This window comes from Blautia luti (assembly GCF_013304735.1).
GTDB lineage: Bacteria > Bacillota > Clostridia > Lachnospirales > Lachnospiraceae > Blautia_A.
Genome location: NZ_JAAITI010000048.1, coordinates 1 through 20636, shown reverse-complemented (window position 1 = coordinate 20636; position 20636 = coordinate 1). Strand labels below are relative to the sequence as shown.

The 20636-nt window shown below is 44.4% G+C and carries 21 protein-coding genes, 1 rRNA gene and 1 riboswitch; of the genes, 20 read left to right on the top strand and 2 right to left on the bottom strand.

The window, feature by feature from the left end:
* The 9 genes from G5B06_RS18810 to pgeF form a co-directional block, all read left to right on the top strand.
* Positions 1-94: ribosomal RNA gene (locus G5B06_RS18810) — 23S ribosomal RNA — on the top strand; the annotation flags it as partial.
* 384 nt (positions 95-478) lie between these two features.
* Positions 479-581: riboswitch (TPP riboswitch) on the top strand.
* Positions 578-1276, top strand: a complete 699-nt coding sequence (locus tag G5B06_RS16830) for an energy-coupled thiamine transporter ThiT (RefSeq protein WP_173763128.1) — start codon at positions 578-580, stop codon at positions 1274-1276. It overlaps the preceding riboswitch by 4 nt.
* Before the next feature lie 243 nt (positions 1277-1519).
* On the top strand, positions 1520-2395 hold the full coding sequence (locus G5B06_RS16825; protein ID WP_173763129.1) for a methionyl aminopeptidase: 876 nt from the start codon (positions 1520-1522) through the stop codon (positions 2393-2395).
* A gap of 152 nt (positions 2396-2547) precedes the next feature.
* The gene (rplS, locus tag G5B06_RS16820) at positions 2548-2895 is read left to right on the top strand and encodes a 50S ribosomal protein L19 (protein ID WP_015525316.1); all 348 of its coding nucleotides are present in this window, start codon (positions 2548-2550) and stop codon (positions 2893-2895) included.
* A gap of 96 nt (positions 2896-2991) precedes the next feature.
* A complete protein-coding gene (gene lepB / locus G5B06_RS16815; protein ID WP_173772561.1) occupies positions 2992-3600 on the top strand; it encodes a signal peptidase I in 609 nt (202 codons plus the stop codon).
* Between the two features lie 28 nt (positions 3601-3628).
* Positions 3629-4486, top strand: coding sequence for a ribosome biogenesis GTPase YlqF (gene ylqF / locus G5B06_RS16810; RefSeq protein WP_148447229.1), 858 nt, complete (start codon positions 3629-3631; stop codon positions 4484-4486).
* Entirely contained in the window at positions 4486-5241 is a 756-nt protein-coding gene (locus tag G5B06_RS16805; RefSeq protein WP_148447227.1) for a ribonuclease HII, read from the top strand. The genes ylqF and G5B06_RS16805 overlap by 1 nt, the downstream gene beginning before the upstream one ends.
* Positions 5242-5292: 51 nt before the next feature.
* The gene (locus G5B06_RS16800) at positions 5293-5652 is read left to right on the top strand and encodes a YraN family protein (protein ID WP_148447259.1); all 360 of its coding nucleotides are present in this window, start codon (positions 5293-5295) and stop codon (positions 5650-5652) included.
* A gap of 18 nt (positions 5653-5670) precedes the next feature.
* On the top strand, positions 5671-6516 hold the full coding sequence (pgeF, locus tag G5B06_RS16795; protein ID WP_173772559.1) for a peptidoglycan editing factor PgeF: 846 nt from the start codon (positions 5671-5673) through the stop codon (positions 6514-6516).
* Here the strand turns inward: pgeF and G5B06_RS16790 are convergent.
* Positions 6503-7675 carry a ribose-phosphate pyrophosphokinase gene (locus G5B06_RS16790; protein ID WP_015525311.1) on the bottom strand — a complete coding sequence of 391 codons (1173 nt, stop codon included), beginning with the start codon at positions 7673-7675 and terminating at the stop codon, positions 6503-6505. The two genes, pgeF and G5B06_RS16790, sit on opposite strands and share 14 nt — an antisense overlap.
* A gap of 144 nt (positions 7676-7819) precedes the next feature.
* Between G5B06_RS16790 and G5B06_RS16785 the strand changes: the two genes are divergently transcribed.
* From G5B06_RS16785 to G5B06_RS16770, 4 genes are read left to right on the top strand one after another with little or no spacing between them, the layout of a single operon-like run.
* Positions 7820-9205: a DUF512 domain-containing protein gene (locus tag G5B06_RS16785; RefSeq protein WP_173763134.1), complete on the top strand. Its 1386-nt coding sequence runs from the start codon at positions 7820-7822 to the stop codon at positions 9203-9205.
* Positions 9168-10493 (top strand): ribosome biogenesis GTPase Der, encoded by a 1326-nt coding sequence (gene der, locus G5B06_RS16780; RefSeq protein ID WP_021975838.1) that lies wholly within the window; start codon positions 9168-9170, stop codon positions 10491-10493. Before G5B06_RS16785 ends, der begins: the two co-directional genes overlap by 38 nt.
* A gap of 4 nt (positions 10494-10497) precedes the next feature.
* Positions 10498-11145: a glycerol-3-phosphate 1-O-acyltransferase PlsY gene (plsY, locus tag G5B06_RS16775; protein ID WP_173763135.1), complete on the top strand. Its 648-nt coding sequence runs from the start codon at positions 10498-10500 to the stop codon at positions 11143-11145.
* A 12-nt stretch (positions 11146-11157) separates the two neighbouring features.
* Positions 11158-12174, top strand: a complete 1017-nt coding sequence (locus G5B06_RS16770; RefSeq protein ID WP_173763136.1) for an NAD(P)H-dependent glycerol-3-phosphate dehydrogenase — start codon at positions 11158-11160, stop codon at positions 12172-12174.
* 118 nt (positions 12175-12292) lie between these two features.
* Here G5B06_RS16770 and G5B06_RS16765 read toward each other — a convergent pair whose 3' ends face one another.
* Positions 12293-13120 carry an aldo/keto reductase gene (locus G5B06_RS16765; RefSeq protein WP_173772557.1) on the bottom strand — a complete coding sequence of 276 codons (828 nt, stop codon included), beginning with the start codon at positions 13118-13120 and terminating at the stop codon, positions 12293-12295.
* Between the two features lie 346 nt (positions 13121-13466).
* Here G5B06_RS16765 and G5B06_RS16760 point away from each other — a divergent pair, with 346 nt between their 5' ends.
* From G5B06_RS16760 to acsB, 7 genes are all read left to right on the top strand, one after another.
* The gene (locus G5B06_RS16760) at positions 13467-13859 is read left to right on the top strand and encodes a cobalt transporter (RefSeq protein WP_173772555.1); all 393 of its coding nucleotides are present in this window, start codon (positions 13467-13469) and stop codon (positions 13857-13859) included.
* Positions 13860-13924: 65 nt separating this feature from the next.
* The gene (locus G5B06_RS16755) at positions 13925-14107 is read left to right on the top strand and encodes a CooT family nickel-binding protein (RefSeq protein WP_021975843.1); all 183 of its coding nucleotides are present in this window, start codon (positions 13925-13927) and stop codon (positions 14105-14107) included.
* 93 nt (positions 14108-14200) lie between these two features.
* Positions 14201-15133 (top strand): methylenetetrahydrofolate reductase, encoded by a 933-nt coding sequence (locus G5B06_RS16750; protein WP_173772553.1) that lies wholly within the window; start codon positions 14201-14203, stop codon positions 15131-15133.
* Positions 15134-15281: 148 nt separating this feature from the next.
* The gene (locus tag G5B06_RS16745; protein WP_173763138.1) at positions 15282-16052 is read left to right on the top strand and encodes an AAA family ATPase; all 771 of its coding nucleotides are present in this window, start codon (positions 15282-15284) and stop codon (positions 16050-16052) included.
* A gap of 112 nt (positions 16053-16164) precedes the next feature.
* Complete coding sequence (gene cooS, locus G5B06_RS16740) at positions 16165-18057, top strand: anaerobic carbon-monoxide dehydrogenase catalytic subunit (RefSeq protein WP_173763139.1); 1893 nt, start codon at positions 16165-16167, stop codon at positions 18055-18057.
* A gap of 44 nt (positions 18058-18101) precedes the next feature.
* Positions 18102-18875, top strand: a complete 774-nt coding sequence (locus tag G5B06_RS16735; protein ID WP_118514473.1) for an AAA family ATPase — start codon at positions 18102-18104, stop codon at positions 18873-18875.
* Positions 18876-18892: 17 nt separating this feature from the next.
* Positions 18893-20636 (top strand): acetyl-CoA decarbonylase/synthase complex subunit alpha/beta (acsB, locus tag G5B06_RS16730; protein ID WP_173772551.1); only part of this gene is annotated, 1744 nt, incomplete at its 3' end.

The window sequence follows — 20636 nt, the reverse complement described above, 5'->3', positions numbered from 1 at the left end:
AACCCCCTTGAAGACGACGAGGTAGATAGGGCAGAGGTGGAAGTGTGGTAACACACGGAGCTGACTGTTACTAATCGGGTGAGGGCTTGACCAACCAGCCGAGGAAGCGGGCAGGAAGCAGCAGGAATGAATCGGAACAAGCTTGCTTGTGGAGAGGCATTCATGATGATTCCTGAACATTTGCGAAGCAAATGACATCGAACGACGGAGTCGTGAGATGACCCCCGCTGGAGTAGCCTACTAAACAGGCGATGCAGCTTTAGCTGCGAGCCCGTGAAAAAAGCTACAAATCGGCACGCAGGTAAAACTTGATTCAAAAACGATTAACAATCATCAATAACCACATGTATGTAGTTTTCAAGCTACAAGGGAAAGAGTAAAACAGGAGAGAAATCCACACACAGATTTCTTTCCTGTTTTTTCGTATACACAATTCCCACACACCCCCATTTACATCCCCCTCCCCATATGCTACAATAGGTAAGACCAAGGGAGCCTGACCAGGCTGAGAGGAGGCGCAAGCTTCGACCTTTGAACTTGATTTGGGTAATCCCAACGTAAGGAGGAGAGAAAGAGTATGTTTAATTTTCTTGTGACTGCCGAAGGCGGTCTCACAACGGCAGGATATGTCGTATCTGTGATTGCAGTTCTGATTCTGGTAATCCTGGTAGCAGCATTGCTTCAGAAAAACACATCCGCATTGAAACTCACCACACAGCAGCTGGTTACCTGTGCAGTAGCACTGGCACTTGCATATGTAACTTCCTACATTAAATTATTTAAACTGCCATTTGGTGGATCTGTAACTTTATTCAGTATGTTGTTTATTGTTCTGATCGGTTACTGGTACGGTGTTAAAGTAGGAATTCTCACAGGCCTTGTATATGGAATTTTCCAGTTTCTTCAGGAACCATATGTCCTTTCCTTTTTCCAGGTATGCTGTGACTATATCCTGGCATTTGGCGCAATGGGGCTTTCTGGGTTATTTACAAAAACCAAGAAACATGGACTTCTGAAGGCTTACGTTGTAGCAATCCTGGCAAGAGGTGCGTTCCATGCACTTGGTGGATACCTCTACTGGATGGATTATATGCCGGATAATTTCCCGAAATCCCTGACAGCATTATATCCGATCATCTACAACTACAGCTATATCCTTCTGGAAGGTGTACTGACCATCGTAGTGATTTCTATCCCGGCAGTATCCGGTGCACTTGGAAGAATGCGTGTGATGGCAACCGGCGGAAACCGGCAGACTGCAGCCACTGAAAAATAAAAAATGCATAAATAAAAAGGGATCATTTAAAATGTTGCGGTTCCTTTTTTATTGGGAAATTATAAAAAGTTAAATAAAACAAACCAAAAACACAAAGAATACTTTTCACCTAAAGAAAGTTGTGCTATGATAATCAGGCGGAGTAATTCTCCATGAAAAATATTACAGACAGATACCACATATCTGAATATATAAAATACAAAAGAAAAAGCAGCCATACAGCTGCGAAAAGGAGAAGGAAAGATGTCTAAAAAAATCGAGCGAAATGATCCCTGCTGGTGCGGAAGCGGAAAAAAATATAAAAAATGCCATGAAGCATTTGATGAAAAAATGGAACTCATGAAAAAGAAAGGATATGCAGTTCTTGACCATGATCTGATCAAGACACCTGCACAGATCGAGAAGATCAAAGAGAGCTGCAAGATCAATATCGCAGTTCTTGACTATGTTGCAGAGCATATTGGACCAGGCGTGACCACACAGCAGATCGATGACTGGGTACATGAGGAAACCGTACGCCATGGAGGAATTCCGGCACCACTTAATTATGAAGGTTTTCCAAAAAGCGTATGCACATCGATCAATGAGGTAGTATGCCATGGAATTCCAGATGAAGAGATTGTTTTAAAAGAGGGAGATATCGTCAATGTAGATGTATCTACCATCTATCAGGGATATTTTTCCGATTCCTCCCGTATGTTCTGTATCGGAAAGGTAAGTCCGGAGAAGGAGAAACTCGTCCGTGTGACAAAGGAATGCGTAGAGCTTGGCCTCGAGCAGGTAAAACCATGGACACCGATCGGAAATATGGGAAGTGCTGTGCACAAACATGCAGTGGAAAACGGTTACACCGTTGTCAGAGAAATTGGCGGACATGGTGTAGGCCTTGAGTTCCACGAAGATCCATGGGTAAGTTACACTTCCAAAGAAGATACAGGCGTACTCATGGTTCCGGGAATGATCTTTACCATTGAGCCAATGGTTAATATGGGATCTGACGAAATTTATACAGATGAGATTGATGACTGGACAGTGCGGACAGAAGATGGCCTGCCGTCTGCACAGTGGGAGATCATGGTACTTGTCACAGAAACAGGACACGAAGTACTTTGCTGGTAATTACTCATAGGTAAAAACACTCGAAAATCCGGGAAAAAAGTTCTTGCAATAGGAAGTTATCTAGTGTATAATCACTTATGTTGTGAAAAAAGATGGTCCTCTGTTACCACATGTGTATTAAGAACATCCAGTATAATTAAGGAGAGAAAGACATGAACGAAATTATTAAGAACATTGAGTCCGCTCAGCTGAAAGCTGAAGTACCGCAGTTCCGCGTAGGAGACACAGTAAGAGTACACGCACTGATCAAAGAGGGAACACGTGAGCGTGTTCAGATCTTCGAGGGTACAGTACTTAAGAGACAGGGCGGAAGCACAAGAGAGACTTTCACAGTAAGAAAGAGCTCCAACGGTGTTGGCGTTGAGAAGACATGGCCACTTCATTCCCCACATGTAGTTAAGGTTGAGGTTATCCGTCATGGTAAAGTACGTCGTGCGAAACTGAACTACCTGAGAGACCGCGTAGGTAAAGCAGCTAAGGTTAAAGAGCTTGTAAAATAATTTCATAAGTAAAGAGGCAGGGACAATAACATTTGCTATTGTCCCTCTTTTTACATCAGTGCGTATGCGTGTAAAAACACATACAGGGGATAGAATATGGGATTAAATAAGAAGATAAAGATTGATGATCTGAAGGATAACAGAGCTGTTTCCGAAGCCAGGGAGAAGCTTCGGGATAACAGGACAAGAGGAATCGTGAAGTGGGTATTTGAGATTATTGTAACTCTGGTTTTTGCTGTGCTAGTTGCGATTTCCGCATTTCAGACCGTGACGCTGCAGGAAAGCGCCATGGAACCCACATATTCTGTAGGTGAAAAATTTTTTGTAAACAGAGCTTTATACAAGTTCAGTTCTCCAAAACGTGGAGATGTGATCGTTTTTAAAACAAGTGCCAGTGACTCGGCAGCCCTGCATATCCGACGTGTAATCGGACTTCCGGGAGAAACTGTTCAGGTTAAAGACGGACAGGTTTATATCAATGGTAAAGTTTATGAAGAAAACGGAGCTTATCAGGATATGACAGATGGAGGACTTGCAGACAGTGCCGTAACACTGGAAAGTGGAGAATATTTTGTCCTGGGTGATAACCGTAACAACAGTGAGGACAGCCGCTTCAGCGATATCGGAAATATTAACAAGAAATACATCGTTGGAAAAATATGGTTTACAGTTTCTCCAAAAAATAAAATAGGATTTATAAAATAGAGCAAAGTACAGATAAATGAGGTGAATTATGAACGTACAGTGGTATCCAGGCCATATGACGAAGGCGAAACGCCAGATGCAGGAAGATATCAAGCTGATCGATCTGATCATTGAGCTTGTAGACGCAAGAGTTCCGCTTTCCAGCCGTAATCCGGATATTGATGAACTTGGAAAAAACAAGGCACGTATGATCCTTCTCAACAAGGCAGACCTTGCCGATGAGAGACAGAACCGTGCCTGGATGGAATATTTTAAAGAAAAAGGAATCTATGCGGTAAGTATTGATTCCCGCAATAAAGGCTCCATGAAGGCTGTTTCTGCGGCAATCACGGAAGCCTGTAAGGAAAAGACAGAGCGTGACCGCAGACGAGGAATCAAGAACCGTCCGGTACGCGCCATGGTGGCAGGAATCCCGAATGTTGGAAAATCAACATTTATCAATACCTTTGCAGGAAAAGCCTGCGCCAAGACCGGCAATAAACCGGGAGTTACAAAAGGTAAACAGTGGATCCGCCTGAATAAAAGCGTAGAGCTTCTGGATACACCAGGAATTCTCTGGCCAAAGTTTGAAGATCAGGAAGTGGGAATGCGTCTTGCCTATATCGGCTCTATCAAAGATGACATTCTGAATATCGAAGAACTTGCTCTTGGGCTCATCGGATATCTGCAGGAGTTTTACCCGGCAGCACTGAAAGAGAGATACAATGTGGAAGAAGGACAGAAGCCGCTGGATATCCTCACTGCAGTTGCAAAGGCAAGAGGCTGCCTGAAAAAGGGAGAAGAGCTTGATTATGAGAAGGCATCCCGTCTTTTATTGGAAGAATTCCGTTCCGGAAAACTTGGAAAGGTAACATTGGAATTCCCGAAAGAAACAGAGGAAGCATAATGGAAACAATGAAAGATATCAAGGCGCAGTTTGCGTCAGCGAAGGAGGGCGAATACAACGCCCTTTTTCAGCATTATGAAAACGATGAGAGAAGCGGTGTACAGAAATTGATCCAGCAGTACCGCAAAAAACTTCAGGCGCTGGAAAATGAACGTGCGCGCACAGAGATCATGAAGGAATATGAACATAAGTATGAACACCTGGGATATCTCTGTGGGATCGATGAAGTGGGAAGAGGCCCCCTTGCCGGCCCGGTAGTAGCCTGTGCGGTGATCCTTCCGAAAGACTGCGATATTTTATGGCTCAATGATTCCAAGAAACTTACAGCCAAAAAGAGAGAAGAGCTCTATGATGTGATCATGGAAGGGGCAGTTTCCGTTGGGATCGGAATGGCAAGTCCGGAGAGAATTGATGAGATCAATATCCTGCAGGCAACTTATGAGGCAATGCGCCAGGCGGTAAGTAAACTTTCTGTGCAGCCGCAGCTGCTTTTAAATGATGCGGTTACCATACCGGGGATCCAGATCCCGCAGGTACCCATTATCAAAGGTGACGCAAAAAGTGTATCCATTGCAGCGGCAAGCATTGTGGCGAAGGTGACCAGAGACCGGATGATGGAAGAATATGACAAGGTTCTTCCGGAGTATGGATTTGCCTCCAACAAAGGCTATGGGTCTGCAGCACATATTGAAGCATTGAAGAAATACGGGCCAAGTCCGATACACAGAAAAACGTTTATCACACATTTTGTATAAAAAATAAGATACGAAAGATACCGACATCAAAAACAGAAAGGTTTTGTTTTTCTGAAAGAAAATAGAAGACAGAAGGGCAGCTATTATGAGGGAATTGCTGCATCATTCCTGGAAGAAAAAGGACTGAAGATCAGGGAAAGAAATTTTCGCTGCCGAAGTGGTGAGATCGATCTCATTGGACGGGATGGAAGATATCTGGTATTTATTGAAGTGAAATACAGAAAGAACGGAAAAAGTGGAAGTTCTTTTTCAGCGGTAGGGAGAGAAAAACAGCGGATCATCAGCAGAGTGGCAATGTTTTACCTGATTGCACATGGATACCGGGAGTTGCCTCCCTGCCGTTTTGACGTAGTGGGTATTGATGGAAAAGAGATTCACTGGATAAAAAATGCTTTTGATTTTTGCAGATGAAAGGGCTGGTTACATAAGATGAAAATAAAATGGTATAAAGATAAGCAGTTAATGAATGTAAATCAGAAAAGCGGAGTTACGTGGCTGACGTATCCTGCTTTTGAGAAAATTCCCGGGATCGTACATGGTTTCAGTACCCGTCTGGGCGGAGTGAGTCAGGGGATTTATGAATCCATGAACTTAAGCTTTACAAGAGGAGATAACGAGGATGCAGTGCGGGAAAATTACCGCAGACTTTCGGATGCTATGGGATTTTCCATGGAAGATATCGTAACTTCAGATCAGACACATACCACCAATGTACGTGTGGTCACGGAAGAAGATAGTGGAAATGGAATCACGAAACCGAGGCCTTATACAGATGTGGATGGAATGATTACCAATGTACCTGGACTGGTTTTGGCGACCTTTTATGCGGACTGTGTACCACTTTTCTTTGTAGATCCGGTACATAAAGCGATAGGACTCTCCCATTCCGGGTGGAGAGGTACGGTAGGAAAGATCGGTAAAGTGACGGTGGAAAAAATGGCTGAGGAATTTCAGACAGACCCTTCAGAACTTTACGCAGCCATCGGTCCGTCTATCTGTCAGGACTGTTATGAAGTCAGTGAAGATGTGATCGATCAGTTTAAAGAAGCATTTGAAGAAAAATACTGGGATGTACTTTTTTATGAGAAACCAGATGGAAAATATCAGCTGAATCTCTGGGAGGCAAACCGAAGAATCTTTCTGGATGCAGGCATAAAAGAAGAGCGGATTTCCATGCCGGGCATCTGCACCTGCTGTAATCCGCTCTTTCTTTATTCACACAGGGCTTCTCACGGAAAACGTGGAAACCTGGGAGCATTTCTTACTGTTCGTTGACTTTTTTCATGAGATCCATGATCTTTTCGTTGCTGGAACGAACTTTCTCGACAGATACATCATGGTTGATGATATCGATGATACTTGCAAGATATTTGCTCATATTTGCCTCGATATAGTATGGACGGTCGAGAAGCTCAGGAATACGATAGTTAAGGTTGGTTGTGATAACTCTGTCAAGCCAGCCTTTTTCGTAATATTCGTCAAATTTAGCTACGCCGTCTGTAAACAGACCGTAGGTTGTGCAGACGAATACACGTCCGGCTTTACGCTCTTTCAGCTGACGGGCAACATCCAGCATACTTTCTCCGGAGGAGATCATATCGTCGATGATGACAACATCTTTACCCTCTACGGAATCTCCAAGGAACTCATGGGCAACGATCGGGTTCTTGCCATTGACAACGGTGGAGTAATCACGGCGTTTGTAGAACATACCCATATCAACTCCAAGGATATTGGAGAAATATACAGCACGTGACATAGCGCCTTCATCCGGGCTGATGATCATGAGGTGATCATTATCGAGTTTGAAATCCGGGACATTTTTGACCAGTGCTTTCAGGAACTGGTATGTCGGGAAAAAGTTATCAAAACCTTTCAGTGGAATAGAGTTCTGCACACGTGGATCATGAGCATCAAAAGTAATGATGTTGGAAACGCCCATTGCGCTTAACTCGCGAAGTGCAAGTGCACAGTCGAGAGATTCTCTCTTGGTACGTCTGTGCTGACGTCCCTCGTAAAGGAATGGCATGATAACGTTGATACGGTGTGCTTTACCGGTGGCTGCGGAGATAATTCTCTTCAGATCCTGGTAATGGTCATCCGGAGACATGTGGTTCTCATGACCGCATACGCTGTAAGTAAGGCTGTAATTGGTCACATCTACCATGATATAAAGGTCTGTTCCGCGGACGGATTCTTTGATGTAACCTTTACCTTCACCGGTTCCGAAACGCGGGCATTCGCAGTCTACAAGGAAAGATTTCTCTGCATAGCCCTGTGGGATAATGGTGGATTTCTTGGCTGCTACAAGTTCTTTACGGAATTTAACCAGCTTTTTGTCAACCTCCTCGGCCAGTTCGCGGCATCCGGCAAGTGCGGCGATTCGGATCGGGGCAACAGGCATAGACTTTTCCAGCAATTCTATGTTTGGCATAATATTCCTCCTAAGTGTATGTCATTAAAAATTCTCAGTCTATTTATAACATCAGACCCACGTGTCAGTCAAGGTGTTTTCTCAAAGTGTTGATTTTTAAGAGCAAAGTTGTTATTATATACGGGATAGAAAAGGGAGATAATGATGAAATTAAGAAAGCATATGATTTCCAGGGTGCTGCCCGACAGTATTGCCGAGGAGCTGGGGCTGGAACCGGGGGACAGACTTGTGTCTGTAAACGGTCAGCCTGTGGAGGATGTCTTCGATTACCGGTATCTCATGAATGAAGAGCTTGTGGTGCTTCTGGTAGAGAAGCCCGATGGCGAAGAGTGGGAGCTGGAGGTAGAGAAGGAATATGAGGAAGACCTTGGAATAGAATTTGAGAACGGGGGACTGATGGATGACTATCGTTCCTGTTCAAATAAGTGCATGTTCTGTTTTATTGATCAGATGCCGCCGGATATGCGTGAGACGCTGTATTTTAAGGATGACGATTCCAGGCTTTCCTTTCTTCAGGGAAATTATGTGACGCTTACCAATATGAGCGAGAAGGATATTGAGCGAGTGATCCGCTATCATCTGGAACCGATCAATATTTCATTCCAGGCAATGAATCCGGAACTCCGGTGCAAAATGCTGCATAACCGCTTTGCAGGAAAGGCCCTGGAGAAGGTGGATATGCTGTATAACGCAGGGATCACCATGAACGGACAGATCGTACTGTGTAAAGGTGTTAATGACGGGGATGAGCTGGAATACAGCCTTGAGAAGCTTTCGGCCTATGCTCCGGTTCTTCAGAGTGTTTCTGTTGTGCCGGTGGGACTTACCAAATACAGAAAAGGTCTCTATCCTCTGGAACCTTTTAATAAAGAAGATGCAGAAAAAGTTCTGAGTCAGATCGAACGCTGGCAGAAGATCATGGTGGAGAAGTACGGGATTCATTTTATCCATGCTTCGGATGAGTGGTATATTCTGGCAGGCAGGGAGCTTCCCTGTGAGGAGGAATACGACGGATATCTGCAGCTTGAAAATGGCGTGGGAATGTTAAGACTTCTGGAAACCGAAGTAAAAGAAACACTTAAGGAACTTACCGGTGATGACCGTAAGGTGACAGGCAGGATCGCCACAGGAAAACTGGCGGCGCCTTTTATTGCCCGCTATATAGAAGAAATCAAGAAAAAATTTCCCAATGTGCAGATTCCGGTCACAACCATCGAGAATCGCTTTTTCGGCGAAAAGATCACGGTGTCCGGTCTGATTACTGGTCAGGATCTGAAAGAACAGCTTTCCGGCCTTGATCTGGGAGAAAAACTTCTGATCCCGTGCAGTATGCTGAAAGGTGATGAGGAGATCTTTTTGGATGATATGACACTTAAAGAACTTTCTGAGGCACTGAAAACAGAAATTGTAATTGTAGACACAGGAGGACGTGATCTGGTAGAGGCTGTGATCAATCCTCCGAAACATAAACCAACAAGAAGGAGACAAATTTATGAGCAAACCAGTAGTAGCGATAGTGGGAAGGCCTAATGTAGGCAAATCCACTCTGTTTAACGCTCTGGCAGGTGATAATATTTCCATAGTAAAGGATACACCAGGAGTAACCCGTGACAGAATTTATGCAGATGTCACATGGCTTGACCGGACATTTACCCTGATCGATACAGGCGGAATTGAGCCGGACAGTAGCGACATCATTCTTTCCAGAATGAGAGAGCAGGCGCAGATTGCCATTGACACGGCAGATGTGATTATTTTTATCACAGATGTCCGCCAGGGCCTTGTGGATTCTGACGCCAAGGTGGCAGATATGCTCCGCCGCAGCGGCAAGCCGGTACGCCTTGTAGTCAACAAAGTGGATAGCCATCAGAAGTACATGATGGATGTATATGAATTTTATAATCTTGGAATCGGAGAACCGATCCCAATTTCCGCAGCCAACAGACAGGGTCTTGGAGATATGCTGGATGAGGTAATCAAAGAGTTCCCAGATAAGAGCGAGGAGGAAGATCAGGACGATATCCCGAAGATCGCCATTGTAGGAAAGCCGAACGTTGGAAAATCTTCTCTGATCAACAAACTTCTTGGTGAGGAGCGTGTGATCGTATCTAACATTGCGGGAACTACACGTGATGCCATTGATACCAAGGTTACCTGGAACAATAAGGACTATGTATTTATTGATACTGCAGGACTTCGCCGTAAAGGAAAAGTAAAAGAAGAGATCGAGCGCTACAGCGTTATCCGTACAGTAACAGCTGTAGAGCGTGCAGATGTGGTCGTAGTTGTGATTGATGCTTCCGAGGGAGTTACCGAGCAGGATGCCAAGATCGCGGGAATCGCCCATGACAGAGGAAAAGGTATCATTGTAGCTGTAAACAAATGGGATGCCATTGAGAAAAATGACAAGACCATCTACAAGCATACTGAGAAGATCCGTCAGATCCTTTCCTTTATGCCGTATGCACAGATTATTTTTATTTCTGCAAAAACAGGCCAGAGACTTCCGAAGCTCTTTGAGAATATCGATACAGTTATCGAGAATCAGACACTCCGTATCCAGACCGGTGTTCTCAATGAGATCCTTTCTGAGGCAGTTGCTCTCCAGCAGCCTCCGTCCGACCGTGGTAGAAGGCTGAAGATCTTCTACATGACACAGGTTGCGGTAAAACCGCCCACATTTGTAATTTTTGTCAACGATAAAGAACTGATGCATTTCTCCTATGTAAGATATCTGGAGAACAAGATCAGGGATGCCTTTGGATTCTCCGGAACTTCCCTGAAATTCATCATCCGCGAGCGCGGGGAAAAGGAATAAAAATATGGAACGTATTATTTGTCTTGTTATTGGTTATGTATGCGGACTTTTCCAGACAGGTTATATTATAGGAAAGCTTCACAAGACAGATATCAGAGAGCATGGAAGCGGAAATGCGGGAACGACCAACGCATTCCGCACTTTCGGAAAAAAGGCGGGAGCGCTTACACTTCTGGGAGACTGCCTGAAGTGTGTGCTTGCCATTGTGATCGTGAGAATGATTTATGGGAACTCCATGAGCGGTATTCTCCCGCTTCTGACGCTTTATGCTGCTCTGGGCTGTATTCTGGGACATAATTTCCCAATTTCCATGGAATTTCGCGGTGGAAAAGGAATTGCAGCCTCTGTGGGCATGATCATTGCTTTTGACTGGCGGATTTTTATTGTATGTGCAGTTGTCTTTTTTGCACTGTTTTTTACAACACATTATGTATCTCTCTGTTCCCTCAGTGCCTATGCGGCAGCGTTTATCCTGGTCCTTGTTTTTGGACATATGGGAAAATACGGGATGGATCAGCCACATACTGTGGAACTCTATATTGTGATGGCGGTTCTTACAGCTATGGCTTTTTACAGGCACAGAGCCAATATTGGAAGGCTTCTTCATGGAACTGAGAATAAAGTATTCCTAAGCAGCAAGAATAAAAAATAAGAGGTAAAATTTATGGCGAAAATCAGCGTACTGGGTTCGGGGAGCTGGGGCATGGCCTTGGCACTCCTGTTGCATAATAACGGCCATGAAGTCCTTCTCTGGTCAGCAAGACCGGAGGATGCCCGGAAACTCCGGGAAAAAAGAGAAAATCCTGACCGGCTTCCAGGTGTACAGATTCCGGAAGACATTGAAATTCTGACGGATCTGGAACGGGCGATTAAAAGTGCTGATGTAACAGTGCTGGCAGTGGCTTCTCCGTACATTCGAAGTACGGCTCATAAAATGGCACCATTTATCAGGAAGGGTCAGAAGATTGTCAATGTTGCAAAAGGTATCGAAGAAAAAACACTGAAAACACTCAGTGACGTAATTGAGGAAGAAATTCCTGAGGGAGATGTGGCAGTTCTTTCAGGTCCAAGTCATGCGGAAGAAGTTGGAAAAGGAATTCCTACGACCTGCGTGGTCAGCGCACGTACAAGGGTGACTGCAGAATATCTTCAGAGTATTTTTATGAGTCCTGTATTCCGCGTGTATACAACGCCGGATATTCTGGGAGTAGAACTTGGGGGAGCACTTAAGAATGTGATTGCACTGGCAGCAGGTACCGCTGACGGATTGGGATATGGAGACAATACAAAAGCAGCTCTGATCACCAGGGGAATCACGGAGATTGCAAGGCTTGGAAAGAAAATGGGAGCACAGATGGAAACGTTTTACGGACTTTCCGGAATTGGTGATCTGATCGTAACCTGTGCGAGCGTACACAGCCGTAATCGAAAAGCCGGATATCTGATCGGTCAGGGATGTACAATGGAACAGGCTATGGATAAGGTACAGATGGTTGTAGAAGGTGTTTATTCCGCAAGAGCCGCAAGAGAACTTGCGGAGAAATATGAAGTGGAGATGCCTATCATAACGGAAGTGAACCGTGTACTTTTTGAGGGAAAATCTGCAGCAGAAGCGGTAATGGATCTGATGTTGCGTGACAAAAAAGTGGAAACACCGATGCTCCCCTGGGAAAATGTATGAGCCAGAAACATTCGCCCGCTTCAAACATATGAAATTCAGTTAAAAAAATAAAAAAGATATCTGCCAGAAGATTTTTTTAGGATCAGGCAGATATCTTTTTTATGTTATTATGAAAAAACTAAAACTGAATGTCACGGAGATCTTCCGGAACATGAGAAGTATGAAGATCTTCATTAAGCGTATCAATGATCGCCATGTCTTCATCTTCGATATTGAAATCAAAAATATTTCCATTGCTTCGGATACGTTCCGGATTGCTGGATTTTGGAATAACGGAAATTCCTTTCTGGATGGCCCAGCGAAGACCTATCTGTGCAGGAGTCCTTGCGTATTTGGTTCCCAGAACACACATGACATCATTGTCAAAATAGGCACCTCTTGCCAGAGGGGCATAAGCCTGTACCTGAATGCCAAAAGCCTTACAGTATTCGATCAGCTCGGATGGATAACACAGGGGATGACATTCAATCTGATTTACAGCCGGAATAATTCCGGAAATTTTACGGAGCTCTTCCAGATGCCGGATGTCAAAATTGCTGACACCAATACTTAAAGCACGTCCGGATTCCAGGATTTTTTCCAGTTCTTTCCAGGTGCTGAGGTAGCAGCCGGGAACTGGCCAGTGGATCAGGCAGAGATCAACATAACTGAGTTTCAGGCGGTCAAGACTGCGGGAAAAAGCACCCTGAACATCACCCAGGCGCTGAGCGGTGTTCCAGATCTTGCTGGTGATAAAAAGATCTTTTCGGGGAACTCCACATCTGGCAATGGCACGTCCCACACTTTCTTCGTTTTTGTAAACGGATGCAGTATCAATCATGCGGTAGCCTGCGGAGATTGCAGAAATGACAGCAGCCTCAGCCTGTACGTCGTCGGGCAACTTATATACACCAAGCCCCAGGAGGGGCATTTCTCTGTCGTTATTCAGAAAAACAGTCTCTCTCAAAATAATTCCTCCTTGTTTGTTCTGTTTCCCATGTTTTTGCTATTATAGCACAAAAATATGAAAGAATCACATCAAATATATTACAAAAGTGATAAAGCTTGATCCGGATTTCAAAGCTGCTATGAGCAATATTAGATGGTTTGGAAAAACTAACTTCGTTAAAATCGAAACAATCGGGTTAATTAACTGTCAAAGTTTTTGAAAAATCAGGAAAAATGGCGCATAATTTTGGATATTTTTTATAATAATTTTCTTGATAATAGAGGCGAAAAGATGTATAATGAATTTAATTGATAAATTCTTGTCATGAGCGTGTCCGCCCTGCGGATACAGGAAAGGGGTATTTATGCATTTAATCAAAGATGAGAATGGCAACCTTGTTCAGCATGGACATGCGGACAGCCACGAACATACACATGAGCACACTCACGAGGATGGAGTGACTCACAGCCATACACACAGTCATGCAGAAGGAGACAGTCACTGCCATACACACGGCGATGGCCACTGCGGTTCCTGTGAGTCCGGTGACTGCAAGAATGAGACTGTAGCACTTCTTACCTACATGTTGCAGCATAATGAGCATCATGCTGCAGAACTTGACCAGATGGCTGACAACCTTAAGAAACTTAATATGGATGCAGCTGCCAAGACAATCAAGGAAGCAGTATCCGATTTCCAGAAGGGTAATATGAGACTGGGACTTGCCCTTACCTTTGTTAAGGAAGAACTGAAATAAACTGACAGAATGATTTTGACAGCAGAGCGGAAGAACAGAAAAACGCTTATTTGGAGGAATTGATTATGTGTCTTGCAACTGTATATAAAGAAGAAGATAATTCAGTAATTTTTAAAAATGTAAGCCGCATTGATGTGGATGGAAATAAATTGATCCTTCGTGATATCATGGGAGATGAGCGCGTGGTAGAGGGCAGTATCCTCATGGTAGATCTGGCGAACAGTATCGTGAAACTGCAGTGTGACTAATATTACAGCAGTTTTATGGAAATGTGAACTGAGGGAATAACAGAGATCATTCCTATAAAAATATAATAACATTAAAACGTGGAGGGACGATCAATGAAATTATCTGAAGCAATGAGAGAAAAAATGCTGCTTTCCTTTGAACTTTTTCCACCAAAGACAGAAAAAGGTATGGCAAACCTGCCGGGAACCATTGAACATCTCATGAAGTATAGACCGGAGTATATTTCCTGTACATACGGTGCCGGCGGCGGAAATGTCGGTGCCAACAGGGAAGTATGCCAGATGATCAGGAATGCAGGAACCACTCCTGTAACACACTTCACAGTGATCAAGAATACAAAAGAAGGCATCAAAGAGCAACTGGAACAGTATCTGGCTGAAGGCGTAGACCATATGCTGGCACTTCGCGGAGATATTCCACTTGGTGAGACAACAACCTGCGGAGACTTCAATTATGCGACAGACCTTGTTAAATTTGTCCGTGATGAATTTGGCGATAAGTTCGAGATCGCAGTAGCCGGTTCACCGGAAGGCCATATCGCATGCAGAAGCTTGGATGCTGATATTGCTGTTTTGAGACAGAAACAGGACAATGGTGCTGATTATATCATGACCCAGCTCTGCTGGGATATGGAACAGTTTAAATACTGGTTGGACGCTATCCGCGAGGCTGGAGTGACAATGCCTGTAGATGTTGGTGTAATGCCGATCCTGGATCAGGCAGCTACCATTAATATGGCTCTTTCACGTAACGGCTGTGTAATGGACAGTGAGCTTTGCAGGCTGATCTCCAGAAACTGGCTGTTCCCGAATCCGTTTAACGCTAAAGATGCTGATGGTAAACCATTTGACATGTTCTATGAGGACAAGGTTAAACGATTCAAAGAAGAAGGAATCGAATACACCATCAGACAGATCGATGAGTATCGCGCTCTTGGTGTTGACGGTATCCATCTTTATGCATTAAACAAATGGAAGGATGTATCCGAGATCATTGACAGATCCGGACTTCGTACACTTATCTAATTATCAATAAACTGAATATGAATTCCGGCACAGTGCGGAGGTGCCAGAATAAAAAACAATATAACTGTATTGTTTTACCTTACGGGCACCTCCTTTATACGCCGGGCGTATCAGATTTTTATTTATGAAATCAGGAGGTGCCCGTTTTATGGCACATGTAATTGCAGTCGCAGGAAAAGGCGGCGTTGGAAAAACTACATTATGCGGAATGCTGATCCAGTATCTCTGCGAAAAGAAAAAAGGACCTGTACTGGCTGTAGATGCGGATGCCAATTCAAACCTGAATGAGGTTCTTGGCGTAGAAGTAGATACCACACTGGGAGATGTCCGTGAGGAGATCGCTCATGCGGAACTGGCAGAAAAAAGTCCGATCCCGACAGGAATGTCCAAGGCAGATTATGCAGAGGTACGTTTCGAGGATGCCCTTACAGAGGAAGATGATTATGATCTTCTTGTGATGGGAAGAACGCAGGGAAAAGGATGCTATTGCTTTGTAAATGGACTGCTTCAGGCTCAGCTTGCCAAATACCAGAGAAATTATCCGTATATTGTTGTAGATAATGAAGCAGGAATGGAACACATCAGCAGAGGAATTCTTCCAAGCATGGAAACAGCGATCCTCGTAAGTGACTGTTCCAGAAGAGGCGTACAGGCAGTTGGCAGAATCGCGGAACTGATCCGGGAATGTGAAATGAAGCCTTCCAGAGTAGGTCTTATCATCAATCGCGCACCAAAAGCAGAACTGAATCCCGGAATCCTTGAGGAGATCCAGAAACAGGGACTCGATCTGATCGGTGTAGTACCACAGGATGAGGCAGTTTATGAATATGACTGTGACGGAAAACCAACCGTTACTCTTCCAGAGGACAATCCGATGAGAAAAGCAGCTTTTGAAATTTTTGACAAATTAGGTTTATAAAAACCTTTTTTTAAAACTGAAAATAACCCATGGGTGGGGATGGGTTCCTGTCCATGGGCTTATTATAAAAAAGAAAAATAAAAAATAGATGTGCTATTAAAGGAGGTCTATAATGAGTGAATTCAAATTAACTACAGTGGAGGAATTTGAAGCCGCTACAGCCCGTCTTCTTGAGACAGGTGCAAAGGTAGGAGCAGATGCATGGCAGATCCGTGCAAAGAACCAGACTCCGCACTGTAAATTCGGTGAGCAGGGTATCTGCTGCCGTATCTGTGCAATGGGACCGTGCCGTATTACACCGAAGGCTCCAAGAGGAATCTGTGGATGTGATGCTCATGGTATCGTAGGAAGAAACTTCCTCAAATTTACAGCTGGTGGTGCAGCTACTCACTCCGATCATGGCCGTGAGATCTGTCATACACTGTACTGTGCAAAAGAGGGCGGAAATTATCAGGTAAAAGATCCTGAGAAACTGCTTCGCATCGCTAAAGAGTGGGGCGTGGAGACAGAAGGAAAGGATATCTATGATCTGGCTCATGAGATGGCTGAGATCGGTCTTATGGAATATGGTAAACCGTTCGGATATCAGAGATTCCTTGACAGAATGCCTGCAGGACAGAAAGAAAAACTGATCGAGAACGAAATTGCACCACGTGCTATCGACCGTGAGGTTGCAAGTTCCTTGCATATGAGTCATATGGGATGTTCTTCTCTTCCAGAAGCACTTGTAAAACAGTCTATTCGCTGTGGACTGGCTGATGGATGGGGTGGTTCCATGATGGGAACAGAGTTCTCTGATGTATTATTCGGAACTCCGAAGCCACTTGATACAGAGGCTAACCTTGGAGTAATGGTTGAAGAGAACGTAAACATTGTTGTACACGGACATGATCCGAGTCTTTCTGAGATGATCTGTGAGTATGCAGACAGCAAAGAAATGATCGATTATGCAAAATCCGTAGGAGCAAAAGGAATCACAGTTTCCGGTGTATGCTGTACTTCTAATGAGGTAGCTATGCGTCGCGGTGTTCCGATGGCTGGTAACTTCCTGCAGCAGGAGAACGTAGTACTGACAGGTGCCTGCGAGGCGATCGTAGTTGACGTTCAGTGTATCTTCCCTGCATTAGGACCTCTGAGCAAATGCTTCCATACTAAATTTGTTACAACTTCTCCGATCGCTCAGATGCCGGATTCTGAATTTATCAGATTCAACGCAGAGACAGCAGGAGAAAATGCAAAAGCAATCGTTAAGATGGCTATCGATAACTTCAAGAACAGAAAACCTGAGCTTGTACATATTCCACAGCTGAAACAGAAAGCTACTGTTGGTTACTCAGTAGAAGCGATCGTCAAAGTTCTTGATGGTGTTACAAACTCTCAGGTTGACGTAACAGGAACAACCAAACCATTACTTGAGTGCATCACTTCCGGTGTTATCCGTGGTGCTGTTGCTATGGTTGGATGTAACAATCCTAAGATCCGTCCTGACTATGCACATATCGAACTGATGAAGAAGTGTATCGCAAATGATATCGTTATCATCGCTTCCGGATGTTCCGCACAGGCAGCTGCAAAAGCTGGTCTGATGGACAAATCCGCAAGAGACCTCTGCGGTGCAGGTCTGAAACGTGTCTGTGAGCTGGCTGATATCCCGCCGGTACTTCATATGGGATCCTGTGTAGATATCTCCCGTATGATGATCCTGGCTGCTGAACTTGCAAAAGATGCAGGACTTCAGATCAATCAGCTTCCGGTAGTAGGATGTGCTCCTGAGTGGATGTCTGAAAAAGCTGTATCCATCGGTAACTACGTAGTTGGTACTGGTATTGATACATTCCTTGGTGTTGATCCATATGTTTCCGGTTCTTCAGAAATGTGCGAACTTCTTACAGAGGGAACAAGAAAATGGACAGGTGCTGCTTACACAGTAGAGACAGACATCGAGAAATTAGTTGATCTTATGATCGAGAGAATTGAAGAGAAGAGAACAGCATTAGGAATCTAATCCGTTGCGATCTTTAAAATGTTATAAAAGGTGGAAGACGTAAAATGAAAATAGCAGTAACCGGTAAAGGCGGAGTAGGAAAAACAACTTTCGCAGCAACACTTGCAAGATTATACGCAGATGAGGGAAAAAAGGTCCTTGCAGCGGATGTGGATCCGGATGCGAACCTGGGGCTTGCCCTTGGATTTGATGAGGAAACCTTGGATTCTATCGTTCCGATCTCAAAAATGCGTAAGCTTATAGAAGAACGTACCGGAGCCAACAGCCAGAATCAGTTTTATAAACTGAATCCAAAGGTAGACGATATTCCGGATACTTATGGAAAAACCTGTAATGGCGTAAAGCTGCTTGTCCTTGGAACTGTGGAAACAGGTGGAGGCGGATGCGTCTGTCCTGAACATGTGATGCTTAAAAGAGTGATCAATAACCTTGTGATCCACAGAGATGATGTGGTGATCATGGATATGGAAGCCGGCCTGGAACATCTGGGCCGGGGCACCACGGAGAGCATGGATGAATTTATTGTAGTGATCGAACCAGGGGCAAGAAGCGTACAGACATATAAGAATGTTAAACGTCTTGCAAAGGATCTGGGAGTTTCTCAGGTTAAGGTCGTGGCCAATAAGGTAAGAAATCCGGAGGACGAGGAATTTATCCGGAATAAGATCCCGGCGGAGGATCTGCTTGGAATGATCCACTACAATACAGAAGTTATAGATGCTGATCGTCAGGGAAAATCTCCCTACGATTTCAGTGAAACTGTAACAGCTGAAATCAGAAAAATCAAAGACAAAATTGATCAGAATTCAATTCTGTAAAAATAGGAGGTATTACAGTGACTTTATTTGATAGAGTATTCGGCGGAAACGATGCTGTATATGGTTTAACAGAGGGTGCTATTGACGGCGCGATCGCTCAGTATGGCGAAGACAAAGCTGTCAGCTTCCCGAATACCGCTTACAGCCTTCCTTGCTACTATGCTGTAACAGGAACAAAAGTTACAACATTAAAAGAATTAAAAGAAGCTCTTGGCGTTGTAAAAACACTTATGACAAGAGAGAAAAGACTGAACGATGCATTCATGTCCGGTGTTGCTACAGCACTTTGCGCAGAGTTCATCGAGGTTTTGAAATATATCGACGGAGCAACTCCTTACGAAGAGCCATGCTATGGACATCTTGGTGATGCTGTTATCCGTGAGCTCGGTGTACCGCTTGTAACAGGCGATATCCCAGGCGTTGCTGTTATCCTTGGTTCTGCTCCTACTACAGAAGAGGGTGTTGCACTTGTAAAGAGCTATCAGGCACAGGGTATCCTGGTAACGCTTGTTGGCGGAATCATCGATCAGGTTGCAGAAGCCGGAATGAAGACAGGCGCTAACGTACGTGTTATTCCTCTTGGAAAAGATGTTACATCTGTTGTTCATGTAGTTTCCGTTGCGATCCGTGCAGCTCTGATCTTCGGTAATGTAACACCTGGAGATGCAGGAACACTTATGAAATACACAATGGATCGTGTACCGGCATTCGTTAACGCATTCAAACCTCTGGATGATGTGATCGTAGCATGCGGTGCAGGTGCTATTGCACTTGGTTTCCCGGTTGTTACAAATGAGACAGAGAATATCTTCCGCGTACCGAAGAGCCTTATCGTTCAGGAGGACGTAAGCAAATTCAACGCTACTTCTCTTGAGGCACGTGATATTAAGATCAAGATCACAAATATTGATATTCCGGTTGCTTTCGCATCTGCATTCGAGGGTGAGATCATCCGTCGTAAAGACATGCAGGTTGAGTTCGATGGTTCCCGTGTAGACTGTGCAGAGCTTGTACATACCTGTGATGCTTCTGAGATCGAAGACCACAAGATCACAGTCGTTGGACCGGAAGTAGATGAGATGGAATTCGGCAGCAAGAACAGCATCGCATATGTTGTTAAAGTTGCTGGTAAGAATATGCAGGCTGACTTTGAGCCGGTTATCGAGCGTAAATTCCATAACTACATCAACTGTATCGAGGGTGTATACCATACAGGACAGCGTGATATGCAGCGTATCCGTATCAGCATTGATGCATTTAATGCAGGATTCCGCATCAAACATATCGGTGAGGTTCTTTATGCATCTGTTAAGAATGAGTTCGATGCAGTTGTTGATAAATGTGAAGTTGTTATTTATACAGATCCTGCTGAGTGTACAAGAATCCGTCATGAGGTTGCAATCCCGATCTTTGACAAACGTGATGAGCGTCTTGATACTCTGACAGATGAGTCTGTTGACGTATATTACAGCTGTATCCTCTGCCAGGCATTCGCACCAAGCCACGTATGTGTAGTAACACCAGAGAGACTTGGACTTTGCGGTGCTGTTTCATGGCTGGATGCAAAAGCTACACATCAGCTTGATCCGAACGGACCATGCCAGATCATCACAAAAGAGCGTCCGATCGATGAGAACCTTGGTTCTTATGAGGATGTAGATGAGGCAGTTCAGAAATTCTCCCAGGGTGCTCTGGAGCACGTTACACTGTACTCCATCATGCAGGATCCGATGACTTCCTGCGGATGCTTCGAGTGTATCT